The following is a 21,332-nucleotide window of genomic DNA, read 5'->3' as shown; positions in this document are numbered from 1 at the left end:
ACCTCCCCCTACGTTTTCATGGTGTGTCCCGGGAACCCGGATCAGAACAGGTTCCCCCAACGGGTGGAAAGTCCGGCCCGGATGAACAGGTCGTTTGCCGCGTCATTCAGTCCCACACCGGCTGACAGGTCGAATTGCCAGTCCGGCGTGATCAGCCACAACACCCCGCCATTGAAGGTGTGTGCATCGTCCGCCGGGTCCATCGGCACGGAACCGAACACTTCCGCAAACACGCTCCACTCCGGTGTTAGCACATATGCAGGAGAAAAGGTATACGTGTAGGCGCCCAGCGTCTCACGCGCTCCGCTTGCCAGGGTGGTGGTGTTCCATTCCGCGCCCAGATTGTATGTGATGCTGAAGCGTTTTGTGATCACATTGGTAAAGAGGAGGCGCACAAAAGGGTCGTAACGCTGGCGCGACACCTCGTCGTCACCAAAAGGCAGGGCCACCCCCCAGTCGAGGGCGAACTCAGGCCGCAAGCCCTCGGGACCCCAGAAATAAAACTTGGTGCCTATATTGCCGTCGCCGAAGCCGGAGGCATCGGGACCGCCGGTGACATCCTGCGCTATGTAACCGTCCAGGAAAAAACGCAGTTCCAGCCACTCCAGCACACCAAGACGAAACAACGGTTCCGGAAGGAGGTGAGTGGTTGCATGTCCGCCGTCATCGTCGTGGGTCAGGAAATAACCCGTTTCGATTTGAAGCGTTCCGGGTGCGACCACACTGCTCGCGTCGGATTGCCCCGGACGGTCGGTGACGATGGGGGAAGGTTCCGCCGCCCACAATGGTGTGGCTGCCACCAACAGGGCGGTCAGGATGTGTCCAAAAAATATTTTACGCATCATGTCAGCTCCCGTTTGAGTTTCAGGAAACGGTTTCAGAAATTCTACACAATATCTGCGCCATTTCTCGAGCACTGGACTCCCAGGAATAATTTCTGGTTTTTTCCGGTCCCATCAACCGTGCGTTGGACCGGAAATCATCATCCCGGATCAAACGTTCCAGATTGGCCGTCAGGGAGTTCAGGTTGAGGGGATTGGTCAGCAATGCCGTCTGGTTGCCCATTTCCGGCAGGGCGGACTGGTTGGAGGTCAGCACCGGTACGCCGCTGGCCATGGCCTCCAGCAGGCACATGCCGAATCCTTCGTATACCGACACGTACACGAATCCGTACGCTCCACTGTAAAGAAACGGCAGATCATCCTCCTCCACGTATCCCAGGTAGAACAATTCTTCCGGGTGGTGGTACGACCGGATCACCGCCTGCAGGCGTTCGGTGCCCCACCCCGGTGCACCCACCATTACCAGCGGGTAATCCTTTCGCAAACTTTCCTGCAGTCGGGAATAGGCAGCAATCAGGTTGGTCTGGTTCTTTTGGGTTCCAGCGTGCCGACCGTCAGAAGGTAATGCGTCGGCAGGTTGTACTTGGCACGCACCACCTCCACCTCCTCGGGTTGGCGCGGACGAAAAACGGGCGAAACACCTGGAGGAATGATGGTGATCATTTCCCGGGGCAAACCCCACGCCGAAGTGATCTCGCTACGGGTGAATTCGGACACCGTGAAGACATGTGCCGCCCGTTCCAGGCAGGCGGGGGCGTAGGTCTGCATCATCGTGCAGTAGGCCTGCCGGTGAAACTCGGGATGTTGGATTGGCGACAGGTCGTAGAAAATGGGTACCGTCCGCCCTTCAAACGGACGAAACAAGCATTCCGGTTCCAGGTACAATGCATCGGTATGCGGCCGGGTCAACTCCCGAAACCGGGCATCGATCGCCTCGCGGGGGGCTTCACACAGCGACTCGCGGCATGCAATGGCTTCCGGATTTAGGGAGGTGACTTTGAGATTGTCGGTGACTTCATCGATCGTCAGCAGCCGGTCGGAGCCGTTGAAACACATCACCGTCCCCATTGTCGCCTGGCTGTTCAGTCCCTGCAGGAGGTGAAATAGATAATTTCCGATACCCCGCAATGGAGGCGTGAGGATCTCTGTGTTGACGATCAGTTTCAAATGAAAACGGCCCTCCCCCTAAGCCGGAATACTATTTGGATTCAAATAGTTATATACAATTTGCGCGATTTTGGGGCGATTTGCAAACATTTTCGGAAAATCGCCCTATTGGACCTGATTTCAGAAAGGGGGGTGGTTCAATTCTATTCCGGTTCGTCCGGTGGGGGAACTCGACCGTAAATGTCGGCAAAACGCACGATGTCGTCCTCCCCCAGGTAGGTGCCGGTGGAGACCTCGATGATGATGAGGGGCTGCTCGCCGCAGTTGGTCACGCGGTGCCGGGTTTCGGGAGGGATTTTAAGGGTGTCGTTGATTGAAAGCACCTGCTCGGTTTGGCCCAGAATCACCCGACATTCTCCCTGAACGATCACCCAGTGCTCGAGGCGGTGGTGGTGCAGTTGCAGGGACAGCATGCCGCCGGGTGCGACCACAATGCGTTTTACCTGGTACCCCTCTCCCTGGTCCACCACGGCAAACCGGCCCCATGGACGGATCACTTCGCGCCCGCTGTCGCCCGCCGGGTGGTGACGTTTTCTCAGTTCCGCCACCACCTTCCGCAAGGAGTCCAGGTGATCGCGGTCCGCCACCAGCAGGGCGTCTTCGGTATCGATGACAAAGGCGTCTTTCATGCCCACCACCGCCACCAGGCGCGAACCCGCCTGCACAAAGCAGTGTTCACTTCCAAGATGCAGAATGTCCCCCTCGCCACGGTTACCGTGTTCGTCTTCAGGGAAACAACGGGCGACCGCCTCCCAGTTTCCGAGGTCGTCCCAGCCCGGGTCGCAGCGCACCACCGCCACCTGCCGCGCTTTTTCCATCACCGCGTAATCAACGGAAATCGAGGGGACTTTCTGGAACCGGTCGCGGTTCACCTTCAAGGCCCGGTCACGCACGCGCGACCCTTCCCAGCAGTTCAGAACCCCGTCGTGCACCTCCGGCGCGGTGCGGAGCAGGGCGCCCATGAACACGTCGCACCGAAAACAGAACATGCCTGCATTCCACAGATAACGGCCGGAGGCAACAAACGCTTCGGCGCGTTCGCGGTCCGGTTTTTCGACGAACTGGGTTACTTCCTGTACCGCCACGCCGCGCTCGGAGCGTAGCGGCGAAGGCGACAGCAGGTGTTCCAGGGAGTCGCCCAGTTCAATGTAACCGTAGCCCGTCTCCGGACGTTCGGGTTCGATGCCGATGGTGACAAGAAAATTGTTTTCCGCAAGCTCACGCGCGGTGGCGACTGCGGTCTGCAAAACTTCCGGACGTGCCAGGTGCTGGTCCGCCGCCAGCACAAACAGAACCGTCTCCGGTCCCACTTCCTGCGACACGTACAATGCCGCAAGGGCGATTGCCGGGGCAGTGTTGCGCCCCATTGGCTCCAGAATGAAATCGAGGGAGACGTTACCGTGGTCGGGCAACGCGGCGTACTCGTTCAAAATCGGGTATTGCAGGTGCCGGGGGCCGGCGACGACAATGCGGTCGGTGTCTTCAAAATGAAGCACGCGGTCGAAGGTGCGGCGCAATAGAGAATCGCCGCCCGCCGGGGCCAGAAACGGTTTGGGATGGTCCTCCCGTGACAGGGGCCACAACCGGGTACCCGCGCCGCCGGAGAGAATGACGGGAACAATCATGTTCTGTCTCTTTGGTCCGCCTTGGGGTGAAGCCCACAAAAAAGGGGGTGCGGATCATGGGCATGACCGGGCAACCCCCTGAAATTTAAGACTAACAGAATCGTTTACAAAAATCATTGGGAAAAAGGCAGCCTGTTGTAGAATGCGGGGTGGCCTCATCCAGGCCAAATAATAAACTTTTCATTTCATTTTCTTTCAGTTTGTGGAGGTATGAATTTCATGTCGGGGAATGAAAAGAAAAAGCAGCTCTGGCAATCGGTGCTCGCCGACAAAAGTTTCGTGAAGAAAGACGCCAGCGAGTCCGGGGCCGGCATCAAGTCGAAGATCGACAAGGTGTACGACGAGCTGGAAATAGACAAACGCTACCAGGAAGTCCGGGAGACGGAAGGCCGAACGGAAGACGCACCCGCCGACGGACCGCGTGCTTCTTAAAAGGCCTGCACTCGTTTCCGGATACTCTCCTTTTCGCCTTCAGGCATTTCATGCAAGACAAGGAAGAAAAACACCGGGAGCTCCCCGTCACCCTGCTGGCGGGGTTTCTCGGATCGGGCAAGACCACCCTGCTCAATCACATCCTCACCGGCCAGCATGGCCGGCGCATCGCTGTTATCGAAAACGAGTTCGGCGAGATCGGCATCGACCACGACCTGGTGGTCGGCGCGGAAGAGGATCTGTTCGAGATGAGCAACGGGTGCGTTTGCTGCTCGATCAAGGGTGACCTGATCGAGACGCTCAATCGCCTGCTGGCGCGGCAGAAGCAGATCGATTACATCGTGATCGAAGCGACCGGCCTGGCTTCCCCCGGACCCATCGCCCAGGCGTTCATGGTGGAGGAGGACATCGCCCAGGGACTGAAGCTGGACGGGGTGGTAACGCTGGTCGACTGCAAGCACATCGAGATGCAGCTCGAAGAACTGGACGTGGCCTGGGAGCAGATCGCGTTTTCCAACGTCATCCTGCTCAACAAAACCGACCTCGTGACGGAAGACGCATTGCAACGCGTGCGCAAGTGCATCACCGGCATCAATCCCACCGCCACGATCCACATAACCCGGCACGCGCAGGTATCCCTCGAACAGGTGCTGGACATCGGCGGCTTCGATCTCGACCGCCTGAACTTCGACGATGACGGGCACGACCACGCGCACGCAGATGAGGACGGGCACTATCACGACGCCGGGCCGCGCCATGACGATGCGATCACCTCAGTCGGCATCACGGTGCCCGGTTGCATCGATCCCAACCGATTCAACATCTGGTTGCAGATGCTGTACCTCAGCGAGGGCATGGACGTGTTCCGCGCCAAGGGCATCCTGAACGTCGAAGACTCGCCCAACCGCCACGTCTTTCAATGCGTGTACATGATGTTCGACACGAGAGAAGACCGCCCGTGGGGCGATGAACCTCGCCAAAACACCCTGCTGTTCATCGGGCGCAACCTGAACCGCGAACGACTGGAAGCCGGGGTGCAATCCTGTATCGAGTGATTTATCGATTTGGATCGACAAACCCCTCGTCGATCGCCAGCCTGAAATGTTCGCGCAACAGCCGTTTGTATTCCGTGTCGTCGGCGGCATGGACCGTTCGCGTGCCGCCATTGCCCCAGATTTTCAATTCGAGGTTGGAAAACTTAAGCCGGCCGTTTTCGGTGGGCTGGGTGACCACGCGTTTCTGCCGGAAAATGGAATCCGGCGCGTGCGATAAATAATAATTCGCATACTCGTAATCGCGCGGTAAGGACGGCTCGAGTGTGAATACGTACTGGCTGTCCCATTTGGCGTCCAGCCGGGTTTGCAGAATGTAACCTCCCGCCGGGTCGCGAACCAGCCGGAACTCCTGCGCGAACTGGTTGTGCACTGTTTCTTCTTCCAGTGGAATCGGCGCAATGAGCCCGAACCCGCCGAAGCCGACATCCACCACCCAGTCGCGGCCCTCGACCCGTACCAGTTGGAGCTGATGACTGCGTGGACCGGGATTGTCGTCCTCGTCGAACACGCGGGCGGCGAGGAGCGTGAATTTGAAACCTGTTGTCTGAAGCACGCGGACAAACATCCCGTTCATCTCGAAACACCAGCCGCCGCGCCTGCGGGTCACGATCTTTTCGAACAGGGCGTCGGGTTCCAGCGCTATTGCGCGGCCGAGGAACAGGTCGAGGTTTTCGAACGGCACGTTCAACGTGTGCGCTGTATGGAGGGCGGTGAGCGTGTCCGCATCATTGGCCACCGGGCCGCTGTGACCGATGCGGTGAAGGTAGGCGTCCAATTGTTCGGGTGTCAGCGGGGTCATGTCGGTTTTCGATCCGGTGCCAGGGAAAAGGAATAAGGTCTGAGCGCGCTTTAAATTTTATGCTATGGTTGACCGATTTTATAACGAACGAGTGGGAATTATGAAGGAAGGAATGAAACCCGGCCGGTTGTTCTGTTTTGGCCTTGGGTATGTGGGACGGGCACTCGCGGAAATATTGCACGGCGAGGGTTGGAGTGTCTCCGGCACCTGCCGCAGTGAAGAAAAAAGAAAAGAGCTGGAAGGGCTGGGCTGGCAGGTGGGGACGTTCGACGCTCCAGAAACCGTTCCAGATGTGTCCAAAGCGCTGGCCGAGGCCACGCATGTGCTCGTCACCATCGCTCCCAAGGGGGACGCGGGTGATGTGGTCCTCCACCATTTCGGCGAGCTGTTGATGTCCCTGCCGCAATGCGAATGGATCGGATATCTCTCGACCACCGGCGTGTACGGCGACCGCGGTGGCGACTGGGTGGACGAAGCGACGGCCCCCGAGCCAACATTCCCGCACCAGCAGCGCCGCGCCGAAGCGGAAGCCGAATGGATGCGTCTTGCCTACAAGCACGCGCTTCCCGTCCACCTGTTCCGGCTGGCGGGCATTTACGGTCCGGGACGCAACCCCCTGCTCAAAGCCAGACAGGGGACCGCCCAGCGAATCGACAAGCCCGGCCTCATGTTCGGGCGTGTGCATGTGGCGGACGTGGTGCAGGTGTTGAAGGCGTCCATCGAGCGGCCGCATCCGGGCCGCGTGTACAACGTGGTGGACAACTGCCCCGCCCCACCGGCGGAGGTCACCGAACTCGCCTGCAAACTGCTGGGCGTGGAACCGCCGCCTCTGGTCCCGTTTGAAGAAGCCGGTTTGAGCGAGATGGGAAAAAGTTTTTACCTGACCAACAAGCGGGTCAGCAATTTCCGTATCAAAAAAGAACTGAAGGTGCGCCTGCATTACCCGGACTACCGCGAAGGGCTGAAAGCCCTGGCCGCCAAACTGGAATGATCCGGGTGGAAGCATTGTTATAATCCCTGTACCCGGACCCCGTCGCGGTCCGCCTGCCCGAACCCCGATTCTCAAGGATGAGCATGGACGACGCCCCGTACCGATTGCTGTCACTCACTGGATTTTTTGTACTCGCTTTTGTGGCCTGGGCCACCGGCAACCGCACCCGGCCGAACGCGCGCACGGTGGCGGGAAGCCTGGTCCTCATCTGGCTGATCGGCGCCTTCACTTTCTGGCTGCCGTTCACCCGCGAGGCGCTGTCGTGGGTGAATGATGCCCTGCTGGCGCTGATCGCGGCGTCGCGAAAGGGCAGTGTGTTCCTGTTCGGCCCGCTGGCCTTGGGCCCGGGCGAGGGTCTGCCCGACGGTACGAGATCCATCGGCTTCGTGCTCGCCATGCAGGTGTTGCCTGCAGTGATCTTTTTCTCGGCGGCGGTCGCCGGATTGTATTACCTGAACGTCATGCAGGCGGTGGTGCGGTTTTTTGCGCGCATCTTTTACCGGCTGATGGGCCTGTCCGGCGCGGAGGCGCTGTCGGCCTCCGCCAACATCTTTGTCGGCATCGAGTCCAGCCTCACTGTGCGGCCGTATCTCGAACGCATGACGCGCTCGGAACTGCTCACGCTTCTCACCTGCATGATGGCGACGGTAGCCAGCACCGTGCTTGCCGTGTACGTACTGGCCTTGCAGAACGTGTTTCCACAAATCGCGGGTCACCTCGTATCCGCGTCGATCATCTCCATTCCCTGTGCCATCCTGGTGAGCAAACTCACTCTGCCGGAAAGCAGTCAGCCCGTCACCGCAGGCGAGGTGCCTGATCAAGCGGATTACGACGGAAATGACAGGCCCCCGGCCAACCTGATGGTGGCGCTCATGGACGGTGGCAGACAGGGAGTGGGTATGGCGGTGGGCATCGCCACCCTGCTGATTGTGGTGCTGGGACTGGAAGCGGTGCTGGACCTGTTGCTGAATCTCCTTCCCTCCGTGGGTGGGGAGCCGATCACACTGGCCCGCATCCTGGGGGTACTCACGTGGCCGTTCGTGGTTCTGCTCGGCCTTCAGCCTGGGGAGTGGCAGATGGCGTCCCAGATCCTCGGTTCGCGTTTCGTGGAGACGGAAGTGACGGCGTACTTCACGCTGGCGGCGGTGCAGGGAGGAGACGTCCCGGCGTTCACCCCGCGTTCCCTCACCATCCTGACTTATGCGCTATGCGGTTTCGTCCATATCGCCAGCATGGGAATCTTCATTGGCGGGGTGTCGAGCCTGATGCCGAAGCGCGTGCGGGAGGTTTCGGTGCTGGGCGTGCGGGCGTTGTGGACGTCGTTTCTGGCAACCCTGCTTACAGGGTGCGTGGCCGGGGTTCTGGCGTGACGGGATTCACTCGCCGCCGCCGAACAGCAGGGACACGATGTTCCAGAAAAATGAAATGATGATGATCAACACGCCGATGGCGGCGATGTACACCGAGTACGCCTCGCGTTTTTCTTTTTCCGAAAGGGGAGGGTACTTGTCCTCGTCGGGTTCGTGTCGGCCGCTCATGACGCCGGGAAGGGAAGGGTAGTGAGTCCGCGCGGCTGAAGGGTGGGGGCCATCGGTCACACCTCGTTCTGCCGGTCGATTTCCTGCAGGAATTCGCTGACGGTGTGGACGGTGTTGAAATTTTTGAACGGCGACACCATGCCGACGATGCAGGAGTTGAGAATGAAAGGGTCGCCGCGCTCGTGCAGGATGACCATGCTGTTGATGTAGCGTTCCCGAAACCACGGCAGTTTTTTGACGTCGATCGGGATGGCCATTTTCTCAAAATAGGCGGACATGCCGTATTTCTCGGTCAAATACCGCTCCAGCTCCTCCTTTTCCTCTTCCAGTAGCAGGTTGTTGACCCGGCTCTGGATCCAGCGCAGGTATTCGGGGGCCGATTGTTCCTCATTCATCTCCAGTGCCTGCGGGTAATTGGCGATGATCTTGGGCACGGGCAGGGGCTCGTCACGAAAATAGACAATCCATTCGATGCGGATGTCATCTTCTTCGTGGTCCATCGTCAAACGGGTCGATGGAATCAGTGAATATGCTTTGTAAAGATTCATTTCAGGCCCTTTCTTGAGCCCCCTATTATACGAATTCAGATTCGATTTGTCTTCCCGCCTGTGGGAGAGAGCCGGACCCCAAGCCGCAGGCAATGCAAAATCCGCACGGTTGGCGAACTGGGGGGCGGATTCGGCACATCCTATTCCATTTCCTGACCATTTGAAGGAAGGGCTCAAACCGTACGGCCCAGCCGACAGTTCTAAATGTCGCCGAGCTCATCCTCTTCGAAAAATTCCTTCATGGATTCCAAGTCCGTTTTTTCAGTCAGCCGCTGTTCGGCACGGTCGATGAATTCGTTGACGGTCTTCAGGTGTTCCGGCTGGATGTTGCGGAGCATGAGGTGTTCCATCAAAAACTCTTTTTCAAAATGATCCAGCAGGCGACCGACACATCCCATTAAAAACGGGGAAAATACCGCCTCCACACCGGTGAAGTCCATGTACACGGGTTGTTTCGTTTTTAATTCCGGCAGGATTTTTTCATAAAGCCGGATGCCGTCGTCGAGTGCAATGCACCGGGTTCCGATATCTTCTTTCAGTTTGATTTCCATGACTCCAGTTCCTGGGGAATATAAGGTTTTCCCTGCATGATGCGATCCCTTATACTGAATTCAAACACCAATGCGGGCGTTTTAGCATTCAGTTCGCTTTGCCATTCGGGAGTACCAGGATTTGATGTGTCTTCGTTTCAGCCCGCTTATTCTGCTTGTTTTGGGGATGCTGCTCCCACCCGCGTTTGCGGAGAACCCGCATCATCATCCACACCGTTCGGGCCATTTGCCTTCCGTGGGGCTCGGCGAAGCGCCGCATTTTCATGAAGTCGATGTGGACAAGCTGGCCCGTGTGGATGATATCGCGAGGCGGCCCTACGATCTGCCTCCACCCATTCAACGCAAGAAATCCGAAACCGTCAAGTTCAAGTTGGAATTCCGCGAGCTGGTGTCCACCCTGTCCCCGGGTACGGAATATGTTTTCTGGACGTTTGACGGCACGGTTCCGGGTCCTTTTCTGCGCGCCCGTGTGGGCGATAACGTTGAAGTGACGCTGACCAACCATCCCACCAGCACCCACTCCCATTCCATAGACCTGCACGCGGTCACGGGTCCGGGAGGCGGATCGGAGCTTTCCGAAGTGAAACCGGGGGAGACGCGGACGTTCGTATTCAAGGCGCTTCATCCCGGCGTGTACCTCTACCACTGCGCCACGCCCAACGTGCCGTCGCACATCACCAACGGCCTCTACGGCCTGATCGTCATCGACCCCGAAGACGGCTGGCCCGAGGTGGACCGTGAATTCTACATCATGCAGGGTGAATTTTATACCCGTGGGGCGCTGGGTGACCGGGGATTCCAGGACTTTTCTCCTGAAAAAATGATGCAGGAGCAGCCCGAGTACATCGTGTGGAACGGCCGGGTGCGGTCCCTCACCGGCCCGGGCTCCCTTCAGGTCAAACAGGGGGAGCGCATCCGCATCTTCGTCGGCAACGGCGGGGTGGCGCGTTCTCTCAATTTCCACATCATCGGGGAGATATTTGATGCGGTCTATCCGGAAGGAGCCATGAGCCCGCCGCGTCACCGGGTGCAGACCACGCTGGTACCTGCCGGAGGGGCGTCTGTCGTCGAACTCACCCTGGAGAACTCCGGCGATTACATCCTGCTCGATCACGCCATCGCCCGCATCGATCGCGGCTCCTACGGGCTGCTGAAAGTCGAGGGCCAGCCTGTCCCCGGACTCCTGTCCACCCCCTGACCTGGGTTTTACCTCCCAACGTTCCCCTTCTCAATACATCCTGTTTTCCTACATAGGTGAAGAAAGCGGCAATTTGATATATAATCTTTCGGCATGGATGCCGTGGAAAATGAATGCTTTGAGGATGATCCGGTATCGGGTTCTTCCGACAGATCGTTTGGCCTGGTTTTCTTCGCCGTGTTTGCGGGGATCGGCCTGTGGCCCCTGCTGAACGGCGGTCCGGTGCGTCCGGTCTTTCTGGTTCTCGCCGTGGCCACACTGGGCATCGCCGGGTTCAGGCCTTTCTGGCTGGCTCCGCTCAATCGGAGGTGGATTCGCCTTGGTCAGATTTTAGGAAATGCAATTAGCCCGGTTATTCTCGGTATTCTTTATTTTTTCGTGGTGACGCCGACAGGATTTTTCCTTCGTATGCTAGGAAAAGACCTGTTGCGAATGCGGTGCGATCCCAACGCCGCAAGTTACTGGATCGAACGCGATCCCCCCGGCCCGGCGCCGGAATCGCTGATCAACCAGTTTTGACGGGAGGTTTCCGTGACGGTCGTCAAGGAATTGTGGGTGTTCATTCGGGTCCGCAAGAAATACTGGCTGTTGCCCATCGTGACTCTGCTTCTCATGATGAGCGGGCTGGTGATTCTGACTCAGGGATCCGCGGTGGCGCCGTTCATCTACACCCTGTTCTGATCCTGCCGGGCCATGGTTGTTCTCGGCATCTCCGCTTTTTACCACGACAGCGCGGCGGCCCTGTTGCGGGACGGAGTGGTGGTGGCCGCGGCGCAGGAAGAACGCTTCACCCGTAAAAAACACGACGCCCGCTTTCCCCGCCACGCCATCCTTTCCTGCCTGGAACAGGCGGGCCTCGGCCTGGCAGAGGTCGATGTCATCGCTTTCTACGACAAGCCCTTTCTGAAGTTCGAACGCCTGCTGGAAACCAGCATCGCTTTCGCCCCAAAAGGATTCCGCACTTTTCATAAAGCCATTCCCGTCTGGATCAAGGACAAGCTGTTCCAAAAGCCGCTGCTCCTGCGCCAATTGCGCGCCATGGGATGGGAGGGCGATCCCGACCGTTCCCTGCTGTTCTCCGAACACCACCTGAGCCACGCGGCCAGCGCCTTTTACCCGTCGCCGTTCGAGGAAGCGGCGGTGCTGACGCTTGACGGCGTCGGTGAGTGGGCGACCACGTCGTTCGGCATCGGCCGCAGGCGCGAACTCACCCTGCAAAAAGAAATTCATTTCCCGCATTCGCTGGGCCTGCTTTATTCTGCGTTCACCCAGTACCTCGGGTTCAAGGTGAACTCCGGCGAATACAAGTTGATGGGGTTGGCTCCCTACGGCGAACCGCGTTTTAAGGACACCATCCTCGAGCACTTGATCGACGTGAAAGCCGACGGCACGTTCCGGTTGAGCCTGGACTGCTTCGATTACTGCACCGGCCTCACCATGACCAACAAAAAATTTCACGCCCTGTTCGGCGGTCCGCCGCGCAACGGGGACGCCGAGGTGCTGACGGAGCGGCACATGGACCTGGCGGCCTCCATTCAGTCGGTGACGGAAGAGGTCCTGTTGAAGCTCACCCGCTCGATCGCGAAAACGTCGGGCATGAAAAACCTGTGCCTGGCGGGCGGGGTGGCGCTCAACTGCGTCGCCAACGGGCGCGTCCTGCGCGACGGGGCGTTTGAGCGCATCTGGATCCAGCCTGCCGCGGGCGATGCGGGTGGGGCGCTCGGCGCGGCGTACTGCGCTTACCACCTGCACGCGGGCCAGCCCCGCACGGTCGGCGTGTCCCTCGACGGCATGCAGGGAGCCTTCCTGGGGCCGGAGTTTTTGCAGGAGGAAATCCAGGCGCGGCTGGATGCCGCCGGAGCGCAATTTGCGGTGATGGAAGAGGGGGAAATGACCGATGCCTGTGCCGAGGCGCTGGCTGAAGGAAAGGCTGTGGGGTGGTTCCAGGGGCGCATGGAGTTCGGTCCGCGCGCCTTAGGCAACCGGTCCATCCTTGCCGATCCCCGTTCGCCGGACATGCAGACCACGCTCAATCTCAAGGTCAAAAACCGCGAGTCGTTCCGCCCGTTCGCCCCGTCCGTTCTGCGGGAGGAGGTGGCACGCTACTTTGAAATGGACGCCGACAGTCCGTACATGCTGCTGGTGGCGGAGGTGGCCCGGCGGCGGCGCCGCTCCCTGACGGAAACCGATCTCTCCCGGACCGGGCTGGAACAGCTCCGTGTGGTTCGATCCGATCTCCCCGCCGTGACGCATGTCGATTATTCGGCGCGCATTCAAACAGTTCACAAAGAGACCAATCCCCGCTATCATGCATTGATCACGGCGTTTCAGCGCCGCACCGGGTGCCCGGTGCTCGTCAACACCAGCTTCAACGTGCGCGGCGAGCCCATCGTTTGCACGCCGGAAGACGCGTTTCGCTGTTTCATGGGCACCCAGATTGACGTGCTCGCCATTGGCAACTGTTTACTGAAAAAGGAAGAGCAGAACCCCGCTCTCATCAACAACCACGCCGGGGCGTTTGAGCTGGACTGAGCCATCCCGCCGCCTCCCCCCGCCATTCAGGATTTCTGCACATGCTCTTAGCAGTCGACATTGGTAATACCAACATCGTCTTCGGTCTGTACGACGCGGACTGCCTGCGCACGCACTGGCGCATCCGCACGGAACGCAACCGCACCGTGGACGAGTACTGGGTTCTGGCCAACGAGTTCATCCTGCTGAACGACATCACCACCGGAACCATCGACGACATCGTCATCTCCTGCGTGGTGCCGCCGCTCATACCGGTGTTCGAGGAGTTGTCGCGCAAGTATTTCAAGACCGAGCCGCTGGTGGTGGGGCCGGGCATCAAGACGGGCATCCCCATCCTGTACAAGAATCCGGCGGAAGTGGGGGCCGACCGCATCGTCAATGCCGTAGCGGGGCTGGAAAAGTACGGCGGGCCGCTGATCATCGTCGATTTCGGAACGGCCATCACCTTTGACGTGGTGTCGAATAAAGGCGAGTACCTGGGGGGCGCGATTTTTCCCGGCCTGCAGATTTCAATGGAAGCGCTCTACAAAAGCACGGCAAAGCTGTCACCGGTGGATCTCGTCCGGCCGGAAAAGGTGATCGGGAAATCGACGGTGGAGAGCATTCAGGCCGGGACCATTTACGGCTTCGTCGGCATGATCGAGAATATCGTTTCCAGGATGCAGGGGGAACTGGGAGAAAAAGCGAAAGTGATCGGCACGGGCGGGCTGATCAAGGCCATCGCCGACCAGGTACCGGTGGTCGAGGTGATCGACCCGTTTCTCACGCTGGAAGGTTTGAAAATCCTGTATGATCGCAACCGGCAGGGAAAGTGAGAAGGAGGTCCTTCACACAAAAAACCGGCTTTCCCGACTAGAGGAGGGGCTAAAACCCGGGGAGAGGAGGGACCCCAGGAAAATCAGTAGTCGAAAAAGCCGGCAACTGCATATCAGGAATGTCCATGTTTTCGGTTGATTCCCTATATCTCTATTCTACCGTTTTGATTTACTGATAAACAAGCGAACCAGCCGGGCATCCTCGTCGCGATTGGATACCTTATATCCTTTAGATTCCACCCAGCGGCTAAAGGCTTCGGAAAAATTTTTCTTTTTGTCCAGAATGATTTCCAGGATGCCGTTCATTTTGACATCCTTGAAAGCCTGATTTAACTGATCGGTCGCGCTGAAGAATGACAATCCACGGGTATCGAGCGTTTTGAACACGGTCATGGTCCCACTCCTGTTTATTAAGATGACGCTGATCTATTAAAAGATTCTCCCCGGCAACTCCTGCCTTGGTTGTAAATATAGGACGGCAACATTAAAAGAAAATGAATGGTTCATTAATTTTTTTAATCCTCAGGATGGGTGGTAACAGGTTGATTTTAATTGTTTTTTGTTTTTATGGGCGATTCCGGGTTGGTTGCGTGCCTTCAATTCCCCTTTTTGTGGGAGACTTGGTCCAACCTTGTCCGGGGGGTAGGGACGGGGTCATTTTGAGCTTACCGGGAGGTATGGTGTCGCCCGGGGATTTGTTACAATCGGAGCGCCGGAGGGCATAATCCGGCGGTTTTCGAAAACCCTGTTATTAAAGGAAAGTCGAGAAAACGTTATGGCGGTGCGAAGTGATGGAAACACGGAATATGAAGCGAACGAGCCCACCTACGAGGAGAAATCGGAAAAACTGCACGCGGAAATCGCCCGGCAGCTGGAGCAGGATGCCTCCCGGCTGGTGTTGACCGGTCGCTACTTTGGCACCGACGAAGCCCGCATCATCGCCGAATGCGATGCGGTGAAATCGGTCAAAACCCTCGACCTGTCCGACAACCAGCTGGCGGACGAAGCCCTGATGTCCCTGTTTCAGTCGCCCAACCTGGAGCAGTTGGAGGACCTGAACCTTTCCATCAATTTCATTACCGAAACAGGGGTGAAGCAACTCGCCGAAGCTGAGGGGGTGACGGTGACTCACCTCAAGAGGTTGTCTATGGAAGACAACCGGCTGAAGGACCCCGCCGCGGTGGCACTGGTGAACTCGCCGCATTTCGGGGAACTGGAAGAATTGAACCTGGGCTGGAATGAAGTGGCCGACTCCACTGCCGAAGCGCTGGGTGCGGGCGGCAAAATGCCACGCTTGAAGACTTTGATTCTCGAGCGCAACTACATTACGGAAGCGGGAGTGCGCACCCTGTTAGCGGGTACGGTGCTCGACGGGCTGGAAGAATTGAACCTCGCGTCCAACAAGCTGATGGGAGAAGGAGCCGCGGCACTCGCCACGCTGAAGTCTTTGCCCAACCTCAAAATTCTGTGGCTCACCAACAACGCCATCGACGACGCCGGTGCCAAAGCCATCGGCGAAAGCACCCATTTCCCCAACCTGGAAAAACTGTACATGGGCCGCAATTATTTCGGCCAGGAAGGGGGCGATGCGGTCTATTACACGAAAACGCTCACCGGTCTCAAGACGCTGGTGCTGACCGAGGGCGTCGAGACCAACCCCGACTTCGTCAACTACTCCCGTCCGGAACTTCTGCGCCCGGATTATGAAGAGGAATGAGAGAGCCTGGTAACGGCCACCTCCCGGCGTCAGAACACTTTCAGTTTTTCGATTTTGGAGAGTTTGGGCGATTCGCGGAGTGCCTTTTTGGCTTCGTCGGACTTGATGCGGTTGCCGCCCAGGTGCAGGTAGGTGAGGTTGGAAAACGTGTCGGAGTCGGCAAAGGCATACGCGCCTTCCTCGCCGACGCGGTTGTCCACCAGGCTGAGTGAAGTCACCTTGGTAAGATGCGGAGAAGCGGCGAGTGCCTTCGCGCCTTCGGGACCGATGCCGTTGCATTCCAGGTTCAGGGTGTGGACCTCGCTGAACATCGGTGCTTCCGCCACCACCCGCGCACCGTCGTCCCCCAGTGCGTTGGAACCCAAATGCAGGTATTCAATCTTGCCCAGCACCCTGCTTTCGGTGATGAGGCGGATGGCCTCCGCGTTCATTTTGTTGTGGGTGATGATGAGGGAGGTCACCTTGTCGAGGGGCTCGAAGCCGGCGATCAGTTTCGCCAGTTCCACCGGGTAACCTGGATCTTCCGTATCCATCAGTTTGGTGAAAACAAAGTGATCCTGCACTTTCAATACCACCTTGTCGCGGATGCATTCAAACAGGGCTTTCTGCACCGGGGTGAACTCCGCGCCACGCCCTGCGTAGTTTTCGCCGTCGTTGATCAGTTCTTCCCAGTTTTTTGCTTTCTTCGGTTGCGTGCTCATTTTTCTATTTTAACGATGTTCCCGCATGCGGGTTGATTGCCCATGTCGCATGCAATTCGAAACCATTTCAGAGCCGCGCTCTGCCGGCCTTCCCGGTATTTCAAGGCCCCCAGGTTGAAGCATGCGGCGTCCTCTTTCGCTTCGCAGGCCTTCTCGAACATTTTGGCTGCTTCTTTCCATTCCGGGCTGTACTGTTGGCCCCGGTTCTGGATGTAGATACCGCCCCAGATACATGCCGTCATGTAATCCTGTTCACAGGATTTACGGAACAGGGGAATCGCTTTTTTAATATCGTTGTCCAGGGTGATGTATTTTTTACCCCGTTCGAAACATGCAGCAGAGTTTCCTTCTTCACACAATTTGAGGAGTTTGTCCTCTTCCGCCCAAGAGTCGGAGACCCCCAAGGCAACCAGTATCCCGGCCAACACCACAGTCTTCACAATTTTGAAAGCGTTCACGGTATGCCCTTTCCTGAAAGAGGTGAAGCCACACCTGACCTTCATGCGACAATGCGGGCATTTTAACATATCTTGGGGGCATTGTTGCCAGCGATGTCCCCGGTGCTTTTCAGTGAGCCGTGTCTTTGGTTTGCATCGGGTTTAAAAATCCACTAACCTTCATCCGTTATCGGACTTATTGATTTGAAGCTGTTTATGGTTTTGATGGTTGCCCGTTACGGAACCCGGCGGAGGAAATGGGAATGAATATTGTGTTGATGGGCTACCGCGGAACCGGCAAGTCCGTCGTCGGCAAAATTCTGTCCAAGCAACTCAAACGGCCGCTGTTCAGCATCGACCGCATGATCATGGAGGACGCGGGCTGCGACATCTCCGACATCGTGGAGCAATGCGGCTGGCCGCGCTTCCGCGAGATGGAGGCGGACGTGGTGTCCCGGGTGGCGGTTCGCGACGGCTGCATCATCGACTGCGGCGGCGGCGTGGTGCTGAACCCGGACAACGTTGAGCTTCTCAAGCGCAACGGTAAGGTGGTGTTGCTGGACGCCAGCCTGGAGGTGATACTGGAACGGCTTCAGCGTGGCCGGGATCGTCCGCCTCTTACCGAAGGCCTGTCTTTCGAGGAGGAGCAGAAAAAGGTGTACGAAGAGCGTGCACCGTTGTACTCCGCTGTGGCGGACATGGTGTGCGACACCAGCCGCGCTCGTCCCGGACAGACGGTCCAGCAAATCATCGAACGCATGCACAACTACGGGTGGATTTGAACCATGGAAGGCTCCCTGTTCGAAAGTCTGGTGCGCAACAGCATGACACTCATCACTGACATCGACAAAAGCGAGTCGATGGTGGTGCATGAGGGAGACATGTTCGCCAATGCCGAGACCAGCGAAGAGCCGACCTTCAAACTCGACCTCAACGACAAGGACGTCATCTACGACGAGCTGGAAGACCTGATGGGCTACGCCCGGCTGAAACTGGTCAAGATGATGTACCTGGACGCCAACAGTTTCGGTGACGAAGGCGTGGCCCTCCTGGCGAAAACCCGGGCGCTCAAAAAACTCCACACACTGTCGCTTGCCGACAACAAGCTCACCGATGCCGCCGTGGCCGCCCTGGCGGAGTCGCCCCACCTTACCTGCCTGCGCGTATTGTATCTGCATCACAACAACATCGGCACGGCGGCGATGGAGGCGCTCGGTCACTCCGACACCCTCTCCGGCCTGACGACGCTCTACCTGAAAGCGACGTCGCTCGGACCCGAAGGTGCGGCGGCGCTGGCGGCGTCTCCAAAACTGAGGGGTCTCAAGGAGTTGTATCTGGACCGCACGTCCATCGGCAACGAGGGGGTGCAGGCATTGTGCGAATCGGAGGTGCTCGACACCGTGGAGAAACTCACCCTGCCGCACAACGGCCTCACCGACAGCGCCATCGACATGCTGGCCGAGACCGAGCACCTGCCGAATCTCGTCACGCTCGACCTGTACAAAAACCGTTTTACCGAAGGTTACGCGCAGAAACTGAAAAAAGCGCCGAAGCTCACCAGCTTCAAGTTCCTGCAGGTGGACTGATGCCCCCGCGCACGAAGTCCACCCGCTCGCGCAACCACGTCATCCCCGCTTCGCGTGCCATCCTCCGCCATTTTGACCGACAGGACCCCGTGATGGCGGCCGTCATCCGCCAAATCGGACCCATGCGTCTCCGGCGCAACCGCAATTATTTCCAAGTACTGTGCAAGGCGATCGTCGGCCAGCAGATTTCCACGCGCGTGGCGGACGTCATCTATGCCCGCTTTCAGGCGTTGTTCGACGGCAAACAGCCGACACCGGACCGGGTGGCGGCGGTGCCTGCCGACCGACTGCGCACCGTTGGCCTGTCCCGGCAAAAAGCGGCGTACCTGCACGACCTGAGCGCGCGCTTCATCGACAAGACCATCCGCCCGCACCAGTTGAATTACCTGGAAAACGAAGCCATCATTGAGCGCCTGACTGCGGTCCACGGCATTGGACGCTGGACGGCGGAAATGTTCCTCATCTTTTCCCTGAACCGCATGGATGTCCTGCCGGTGGACGACCTGGGACTGCGCGCCGCGGTGAAGACGATTTATGGTTTGCCCGAAATGCCAAAGGCAAAACAGTTGCGGTCGCTGGCGGAGCCGTGGCATCCTTTGGAAACCGTCGCCACCTGGTATGCGTGGCGTACGCTGGATGGCACCATCATCAATTACTGAAGGCACGACCCATGGATTTTATCGACGACAGGATCGAACGTTATGCGTTCAACCACACGCAGGATGAGGGACCCTTGTTGACCCAGCTCAAGCAGGAAACCCATGAGAAGCTGGAACTGCCGCAGATGCTGACAGGTCGGCTGGAAGGGCGGTTTCTGAAACTGCTGGTGCAGCTTTTGGGCGCGAAACGTGTGCTGGAAATCGGCACCTTCAGCGGTTACAGCGCGCTGTCCATGGCCGAGGGCCTGCCGGAAGACGGACGCCTGTTCACCTGCGATGTCGATCCCGCGGCGATTGAAATGTCTAAAAAATACTTTCACCGTAGTGAGCACGGAAGCAAGATCACCCTTCTTGAAGGCGACGCTATGAAGTCGGTTGAGAAGGTGGACGGGCCGCTCGACATGGTGTTCATTGACGCGGACAAAGTCAATTACCTGAATTATTACGAAGCGGTTCTTCCGAAAGTGCGGAGTGGGGGATTGATTGTTGTGGACAATGTGCTGTGGAGCGGCCGGGTGCTGAATCCGAAGGACGAGTCAGACCATGCCATAGATGACTTCAACCGTTCCGTGCATGCCGACGACCGCGTGGAGGGAGTCCTGCTCACGGTGCGTGACGGGGTGTATTGCCTGCGTAAGAAATGATAAGGGTGTGGACGGGCGGCCTCGGCCCACATCAAAACAAACTGTCCAGCAGTTCTTTCCGCTTTTCCAGGTATTCCTCTTCACCGATCAATTTGCGGTCATGCAGGCTTTTCAGGAATTCCAGTTTCTTCACCAGCTCCGGGTTCAGGGGCGGTTCGTTGCCGGTGGCCTGCGGCTGGGTGTTTTCCGGGGCCATTTGCTTCGGGTTCTGTTTTTCCGGAACCGTCGTGCCGGTTTTGCGTTTCAGCCGACGGATTTTCACCGGCCCCTTGTAATCGAGATCCGCCACGATCCAGTTTTCCCATGTTTTATTGCCGAACAGTTTGCCGGTGACGAAGTATTTTTGTCCTTCCTGGGGCAACATGTGCCACGAGGAGCCGTAACGCGCGTTGAAGTTGCGGGTCAGGTTGTGCGCCACGCCCTGAATTTTGTCGAACTTCCAGTACAGGCGGTTGTCGCTGGCGAAAACCGCTCCCTCCGTGTCTCCATCTTCCGATTCGATGGTGAAGCCGACGGCATTCCCCGACCGGGCCCGGTTGAGCGCCTTGGTCAGCAGGCGTTTGGAGTTCATGACGTCTTCTTTGGTAAACACGCGCCCCTCCTCGCCCAGAAGGGAGTTGGGTTTGTATTTGAGTGACCACATCTGCTGGACCAGCGCCTCCTCGCTGATTTCGAGCGGGTGTTGCAGTTGCAGCTGGGCCACAGCATCCCCCAGCTGGAATTTGCTGATGTAGCGGAGGGTGAGGTCGTCCACTTCCAAAACCCGGCCGGAACTTTCCGGTTCGTGTTTGATCTTGCATCCTGCCAGCATTGCGATCAGGCAGACGAGCAGGAAAAGGGCGGTCCAGCGGCAAAACCGGTTCGGGTTCAGTTGCGTGTGCTTGGATGGGGACATGTCACTCCTGTAGGGGTTTGCGGGCCACGATCGAGGCGAAGGCTTTTTCCTCTTTCGGGTCGTCCACTTCCCGGTAATGTAATACAAGCCAGTCGCCGAACATTTTCAGCAACTCATTCGGTGCCAGCACCCATTCGGGCCTGAACCGGCTGTATTTCAGATAGTCCTGGTTGAAGGTTTCGTAGATCAAAAGTCCGCCCGGTTTCAGGCCCTCGCGGATGGCCGGGAACAGCCGCCGGTCCAGAAAGTAGAAACAGAGGATCGCATCGTAGGCGTTTTTTTCGATCGGGTATGTATCCAGATCGGCGGCAATACCCTCAATCCTTAAACTTTTTTCCCGGGCAAGGCGGCGAACCCGGTCAATGGCGACCTCGGAGATGTCCACCCCCGTCACCCGGCACCCCCGTTCCGCCAGGTAGAGGGCGTTCCGGCCCTCGCCCATGGCGAGGTCCAGCGCCCGTCCACCGGAGGGCAGCAGCGGGGCGTGGTCCACCAGCCATTGGCAGGGCTCGCGACCGGCCAGGCAGTCGGTGGCCTCGTACTTGGCGTTCCATTTTTCCTTGTCTTTTGCCGACATATTATGCAGAATCGGGTTTCCTG

The 21,332-nt window shown here is 58.1% G+C and carries 27 protein-coding genes; 14 read left to right on the top strand and 13 right to left on the bottom strand.

The genetic code is table 11. The features are described from left to right. Nucleotides 1-41: 41 nt before the first annotated feature. The 4 genes from TX82_RS14515 to TX82_RS14500 all read right to left on the bottom strand — a co-directional run bounded on the left by TX82_RS14515 (nucleotide 42) and on the right by TX82_RS14500 (nucleotide 3,634). Nucleotides 42-845, bottom strand: coding sequence for a transporter (locus TX82_RS14515; protein ID WP_005005899.1), 804 nt, complete (start codon nucleotides 843-845; stop codon nucleotides 42-44). A gap of 19 nt (nucleotides 846-864) precedes the next feature. Beyond that, on the bottom strand, nucleotides 865-1,338 hold the full coding sequence (locus TX82_RS14510) for a glycosyltransferase (RefSeq protein WP_244875060.1): 474 nt from the start codon (nucleotides 1,336-1,338) through the stop codon (nucleotides 865-867). Between the two features lie 17 nt (nucleotides 1,339-1,355). Further along, nucleotides 1,356-2,009: a glycosyltransferase gene (locus TX82_RS16925; RefSeq protein WP_042251405.1), complete on the bottom strand. Its 654-nt coding sequence runs from the start codon at nucleotides 2,007-2,009 to the stop codon at nucleotides 1,356-1,358. Nucleotides 2,010-2,152: 143 nt separating this feature from the next. After that, complete coding sequence (locus TX82_RS14500) at nucleotides 2,153-3,634, bottom strand: mannose-1-phosphate guanylyltransferase/mannose-6-phosphate isomerase (protein WP_005005898.1); 1,482 nt, start codon at nucleotides 3,632-3,634, stop codon at nucleotides 2,153-2,155. Nucleotides 3,635-3,844: 210 nt separating this feature from the next. On the opposite strand from TX82_RS14500, the gene TX82_RS14495 reads away from it, so the two are divergent. Together TX82_RS14495 and TX82_RS14490 are read left to right on the top strand one after the other, a co-directional pair. Next, nucleotides 3,845-4,066: a hypothetical protein gene (locus TX82_RS14495; protein ID WP_042251403.1), complete on the top strand. Its 222-nt coding sequence runs from the start codon at nucleotides 3,845-3,847 to the stop codon at nucleotides 4,064-4,066. Between the two features lie 50 nt (nucleotides 4,067-4,116). Next, complete coding sequence (locus TX82_RS14490; protein ID WP_005005894.1) at nucleotides 4,117-5,121, top strand: CobW family GTP-binding protein; 1,005 nt, start codon at nucleotides 4,117-4,119, stop codon at nucleotides 5,119-5,121. 1 nt (nucleotide 5,122) lies between these two features. Here the strand turns inward: TX82_RS14490 and TX82_RS14485 are convergent, their stop codons facing one another. Then, nucleotides 5,123-5,920, bottom strand: a complete 798-nt coding sequence (locus tag TX82_RS14485) for an arylamine N-acetyltransferase family protein (protein ID WP_005005892.1) — start codon at nucleotides 5,918-5,920, stop codon at nucleotides 5,123-5,125. Nucleotides 5,921-6,020: 100 nt separating this feature from the next. On the opposite strand from TX82_RS14485, the gene TX82_RS14480 reads away from it, so the two are divergent. Both TX82_RS14480 and TX82_RS14475 read left to right on the top strand, forming a co-directional pair. Next, nucleotides 6,021-6,911, top strand: coding sequence for an SDR family oxidoreductase (locus tag TX82_RS14480; protein WP_005005890.1), 891 nt, complete (start codon nucleotides 6,021-6,023; stop codon nucleotides 6,909-6,911). Between the two features lie 83 nt (nucleotides 6,912-6,994). Next, nucleotides 6,995-8,281 carry a NupC/NupG family nucleoside CNT transporter gene (locus TX82_RS14475; RefSeq protein WP_042251400.1) on the top strand — a complete coding sequence of 429 codons (1,287 nt, stop codon included), beginning with the start codon at nucleotides 6,995-6,997 and terminating at the stop codon, nucleotides 8,279-8,281. Between the two features lie 6 nt (nucleotides 8,282-8,287). Here TX82_RS14475 and TX82_RS14470 read toward each other — a convergent pair whose 3' ends face one another. The 3 genes from TX82_RS14470 to TX82_RS14460 all read right to left on the bottom strand — a co-directional run bounded on the left by TX82_RS14470 (nucleotide 8,288) and on the right by TX82_RS14460 (nucleotide 9,548). Beyond that, entirely contained in the window at nucleotides 8,288-8,509 is a 222-nt protein-coding gene (locus TX82_RS14470; protein WP_042251399.1) for a hypothetical protein, read from the bottom strand. Continuing rightward, on the bottom strand, nucleotides 8,506-8,997 hold the full coding sequence (locus TX82_RS14465) for a hypothetical protein (RefSeq protein WP_005005885.1): 492 nt from the start codon (nucleotides 8,995-8,997) through the stop codon (nucleotides 8,506-8,508). Before TX82_RS14465 ends, TX82_RS14470 begins: the two co-directional genes overlap by 4 nt. Nucleotides 8,998-9,197: 200 nt before the next feature. Beyond that, nucleotides 9,198-9,548, bottom strand: a complete 351-nt coding sequence (locus TX82_RS14460) for an STAS-like domain-containing protein (RefSeq protein WP_005005882.1) — start codon at nucleotides 9,546-9,548, stop codon at nucleotides 9,198-9,200. Nucleotides 9,549-9,714: 166 nt separating this feature from the next. On the opposite strand from TX82_RS14460, the gene nirK reads away from it, so the two are divergent. The 5 genes from nirK to TX82_RS14440 all read left to right on the top strand — a co-directional run bounded on the left by nirK (nucleotide 9,715) and on the right by TX82_RS14440 (nucleotide 14,093). Then, a complete protein-coding gene (gene nirK, locus TX82_RS14455) occupies nucleotides 9,715-10,746 on the top strand; it encodes a copper-containing nitrite reductase (RefSeq protein ID WP_187291983.1) in 1,032 nt (343 codons plus the stop codon). Nucleotides 10,747-10,839: 93 nt separating this feature from the next. Next, on the top strand, nucleotides 10,840-11,265 hold the full coding sequence (locus TX82_RS14450; protein ID WP_005005877.1) for an SxtJ family membrane protein: 426 nt from the start codon (nucleotides 10,840-10,842) through the stop codon (nucleotides 11,263-11,265). Nucleotides 11,266-11,277: 12 nt separating this feature from the next. Continuing rightward, nucleotides 11,278-11,427, top strand: a complete 150-nt coding sequence (locus tag TX82_RS16430) for a DUF5989 family protein (protein ID WP_005005875.1) — start codon at nucleotides 11,278-11,280, stop codon at nucleotides 11,425-11,427. Between the two features lie 12 nt (nucleotides 11,428-11,439). After that, nucleotides 11,440-13,278 (top strand): carbamoyltransferase family protein, encoded by a 1,839-nt coding sequence (locus TX82_RS14445; RefSeq protein ID WP_005005873.1) that lies wholly within the window; start codon nucleotides 11,440-11,442, stop codon nucleotides 13,276-13,278. A gap of 41 nt (nucleotides 13,279-13,319) precedes the next feature. Beyond that, nucleotides 13,320-14,093, top strand: coding sequence for a type III pantothenate kinase (locus TX82_RS14440; protein WP_005005871.1), 774 nt, complete (start codon nucleotides 13,320-13,322; stop codon nucleotides 14,091-14,093). A 156-nt stretch (nucleotides 14,094-14,249) separates the two neighbouring features. Here the strand turns inward: TX82_RS14440 and TX82_RS14435 are convergent, their stop codons facing one another. Next, the gene (locus TX82_RS14435; protein ID WP_005005869.1) at nucleotides 14,250-14,486 is read right to left on the bottom strand and encodes a sulfurtransferase TusA family protein; all 237 of its coding nucleotides are present in this window, start codon (nucleotides 14,484-14,486) and stop codon (nucleotides 14,250-14,252) included. A 382-nt stretch (nucleotides 14,487-14,868) separates the two neighbouring features. Between TX82_RS14435 and TX82_RS14430 the strand changes: the two genes are divergently transcribed. Continuing rightward, nucleotides 14,869-15,810 carry a leucine-rich repeat domain-containing protein gene (locus TX82_RS14430; RefSeq protein WP_005005867.1) on the top strand — a complete coding sequence of 314 codons (942 nt, stop codon included), beginning with the start codon at nucleotides 14,869-14,871 and terminating at the stop codon, nucleotides 15,808-15,810. A 29-nt stretch (nucleotides 15,811-15,839) separates the two neighbouring features. On the opposite strand, the gene TX82_RS14425 is transcribed toward TX82_RS14430, so the two are convergent. Both TX82_RS14425 and TX82_RS14420 read right to left on the bottom strand, forming a co-directional pair. Continuing rightward, nucleotides 15,840-16,511 (bottom strand): leucine-rich repeat domain-containing protein, encoded by a 672-nt coding sequence (locus TX82_RS14425; RefSeq protein ID WP_005005865.1) that lies wholly within the window; start codon nucleotides 16,509-16,511, stop codon nucleotides 15,840-15,842. Continuing rightward, complete coding sequence (locus TX82_RS14420; RefSeq protein WP_042251396.1) at nucleotides 16,508-16,969, bottom strand: tetratricopeptide repeat protein; 462 nt, start codon at nucleotides 16,967-16,969, stop codon at nucleotides 16,508-16,510. The genes TX82_RS14425 and TX82_RS14420 overlap by 4 nt, the downstream gene beginning before the upstream one ends. Before the next feature lie 242 nt (nucleotides 16,970-17,211). On the opposite strand from TX82_RS14420, the gene TX82_RS14415 reads away from it, so the two are divergent. The 4 genes from TX82_RS14415 to TX82_RS14400 are packed head-to-tail and all read left to right on the top strand — an operon-like array spanning nucleotide 17,212 to nucleotide 19,837. Continuing rightward, complete coding sequence (locus TX82_RS14415; RefSeq protein WP_005005862.1) at nucleotides 17,212-17,730, top strand: shikimate kinase; 519 nt, start codon at nucleotides 17,212-17,214, stop codon at nucleotides 17,728-17,730. Nucleotides 17,731-17,733: 3 nt separating this feature from the next. Further along, entirely contained in the window at nucleotides 17,734-18,534 is an 801-nt protein-coding gene (locus TX82_RS14410) for a leucine-rich repeat domain-containing protein (RefSeq protein ID WP_005005859.1), read from the top strand. Then, a complete protein-coding gene (locus tag TX82_RS14405) occupies nucleotides 18,534-19,193 on the top strand; it encodes a DNA-3-methyladenine glycosylase family protein (RefSeq protein ID WP_005005858.1) in 660 nt (219 codons plus the stop codon). Before TX82_RS14410 ends, TX82_RS14405 begins: the two co-directional genes overlap by 1 nt. 11 nt (nucleotides 19,194-19,204) lie before the next feature. Beyond that, nucleotides 19,205-19,837: an O-methyltransferase gene (locus TX82_RS14400; RefSeq protein WP_005005856.1), complete on the top strand. Its 633-nt coding sequence runs from the start codon at nucleotides 19,205-19,207 to the stop codon at nucleotides 19,835-19,837. A 31-nt stretch (nucleotides 19,838-19,868) separates the two neighbouring features. Here the strand turns inward: TX82_RS14400 and TX82_RS14395 are convergent, their stop codons facing one another. Together TX82_RS14395 and TX82_RS14390 are read right to left on the bottom strand one after the other, a co-directional pair. Beyond that, a complete protein-coding gene (locus TX82_RS14395; protein WP_005005855.1) occupies nucleotides 19,869-20,732 on the bottom strand; it encodes an SHOCT domain-containing protein in 864 nt (287 codons plus the stop codon). 1 nt (nucleotide 20,733) lies between these two features. Continuing rightward, nucleotides 20,734-21,332 (bottom strand): class I SAM-dependent methyltransferase (locus TX82_RS14390; protein ID WP_244875045.1); only part of this gene is annotated, 599 nt, incomplete at its 5' end.

Origin of the sequence: Nitrospina gracilis 3/211, assembly GCF_000341545.2 — a bacterium.
In the GTDB taxonomy this organism is placed as follows: Bacteria; Nitrospinota; Nitrospinia; order Nitrospinales; family Nitrospinaceae; genus Nitrospina; species Nitrospina gracilis.
This window is presented reverse-complemented; position numbering and strand designations above follow the sequence as displayed.

Bases quoted from the DNA above. Each gene is read 5' to 3' on its own strand.
- TX82_RS14515 (WP_005005899.1), bottom strand. From the start codon at position 845: ATGATGCGTAAAATATTTTTTGGACACATCCTGACCGCCCTGTTGGTG.
- TX82_RS14500 (WP_005005898.1), bottom strand. From the start codon at position 3,634: ATGATTGTTCCCGTCATTCTCTCCGGCGGCGCGGGTACCCGGTTGTGG.
- TX82_RS14495 (WP_042251403.1), top strand. From the start codon at position 3,845: ATGAATTTCATGTCGGGGAATGAAAAGAAAAAGCAGCTCTGGCAATCG.
- TX82_RS14490 (WP_005005894.1), top strand. From the start codon at position 4,117: ATGCAAGACAAGGAAGAAAAACACCGGGAGCTCCCCGTCACCCTGCTG.
- TX82_RS14485 (WP_005005892.1), bottom strand. From the start codon at position 5,920: ATGACCCCGCTGACACCCGAACAATTGGACGCCTACCTTCACCGCATC.
- TX82_RS14480 (WP_005005890.1), top strand. From the start codon at position 6,021: ATGAAGGAAGGAATGAAACCCGGCCGGTTGTTCTGTTTTGGCCTTGGG.
- TX82_RS14475 (WP_042251400.1), top strand. From the start codon at position 6,995: ATGGACGACGCCCCGTACCGATTGCTGTCACTCACTGGATTTTTTGTA.
- TX82_RS14465 (WP_005005885.1), bottom strand. From the start codon at position 8,997: ATGAATCTTTACAAAGCATATTCACTGATTCCATCGACCCGTTTGACG.
- TX82_RS14460 (WP_005005882.1), bottom strand. From the start codon at position 9,548: ATGGAAATCAAACTGAAAGAAGATATCGGAACCCGGTGCATTGCACTC.
- nirK (WP_187291983.1), top strand. From the start codon at position 9,715: ATGCTGCTCCCACCCGCGTTTGCGGAGAACCCGCATCATCATCCACAC.
- TX82_RS14450 (WP_005005877.1), top strand. From the start codon at position 10,840: ATGGATGCCGTGGAAAATGAATGCTTTGAGGATGATCCGGTATCGGGT.
- TX82_RS14445 (WP_005005873.1), top strand. From the start codon at position 11,440: ATGGTTGTTCTCGGCATCTCCGCTTTTTACCACGACAGCGCGGCGGCC.
- TX82_RS14440 (WP_005005871.1), top strand. From the start codon at position 13,320: ATGCTCTTAGCAGTCGACATTGGTAATACCAACATCGTCTTCGGTCTG.
- TX82_RS14435 (WP_005005869.1), bottom strand. From the start codon at position 14,486: ATGACCGTGTTCAAAACGCTCGATACCCGTGGATTGTCATTCTTCAGC.
- TX82_RS14430 (WP_005005867.1), top strand. From the start codon at position 14,869: ATGGCGGTGCGAAGTGATGGAAACACGGAATATGAAGCGAACGAGCCC.
- TX82_RS14425 (WP_005005865.1), bottom strand. From the start codon at position 16,511: ATGAGCACGCAACCGAAGAAAGCAAAAAACTGGGAAGAACTGATCAAC.
- TX82_RS14415 (WP_005005862.1), top strand. From the start codon at position 17,212: ATGAATATTGTGTTGATGGGCTACCGCGGAACCGGCAAGTCCGTCGTC.
- TX82_RS14410 (WP_005005859.1), top strand. From the start codon at position 17,734: ATGGAAGGCTCCCTGTTCGAAAGTCTGGTGCGCAACAGCATGACACTC.
- TX82_RS14405 (WP_005005858.1), top strand. From the start codon at position 18,534: ATGCCCCCGCGCACGAAGTCCACCCGCTCGCGCAACCACGTCATCCCC.
- TX82_RS14400 (WP_005005856.1), top strand. From the start codon at position 19,205: ATGGATTTTATCGACGACAGGATCGAACGTTATGCGTTCAACCACACG.
- TX82_RS14395 (WP_005005855.1), bottom strand. From the start codon at position 20,732: ATGTCCCCATCCAAGCACACGCAACTGAACCCGAACCGGTTTTGCCGC.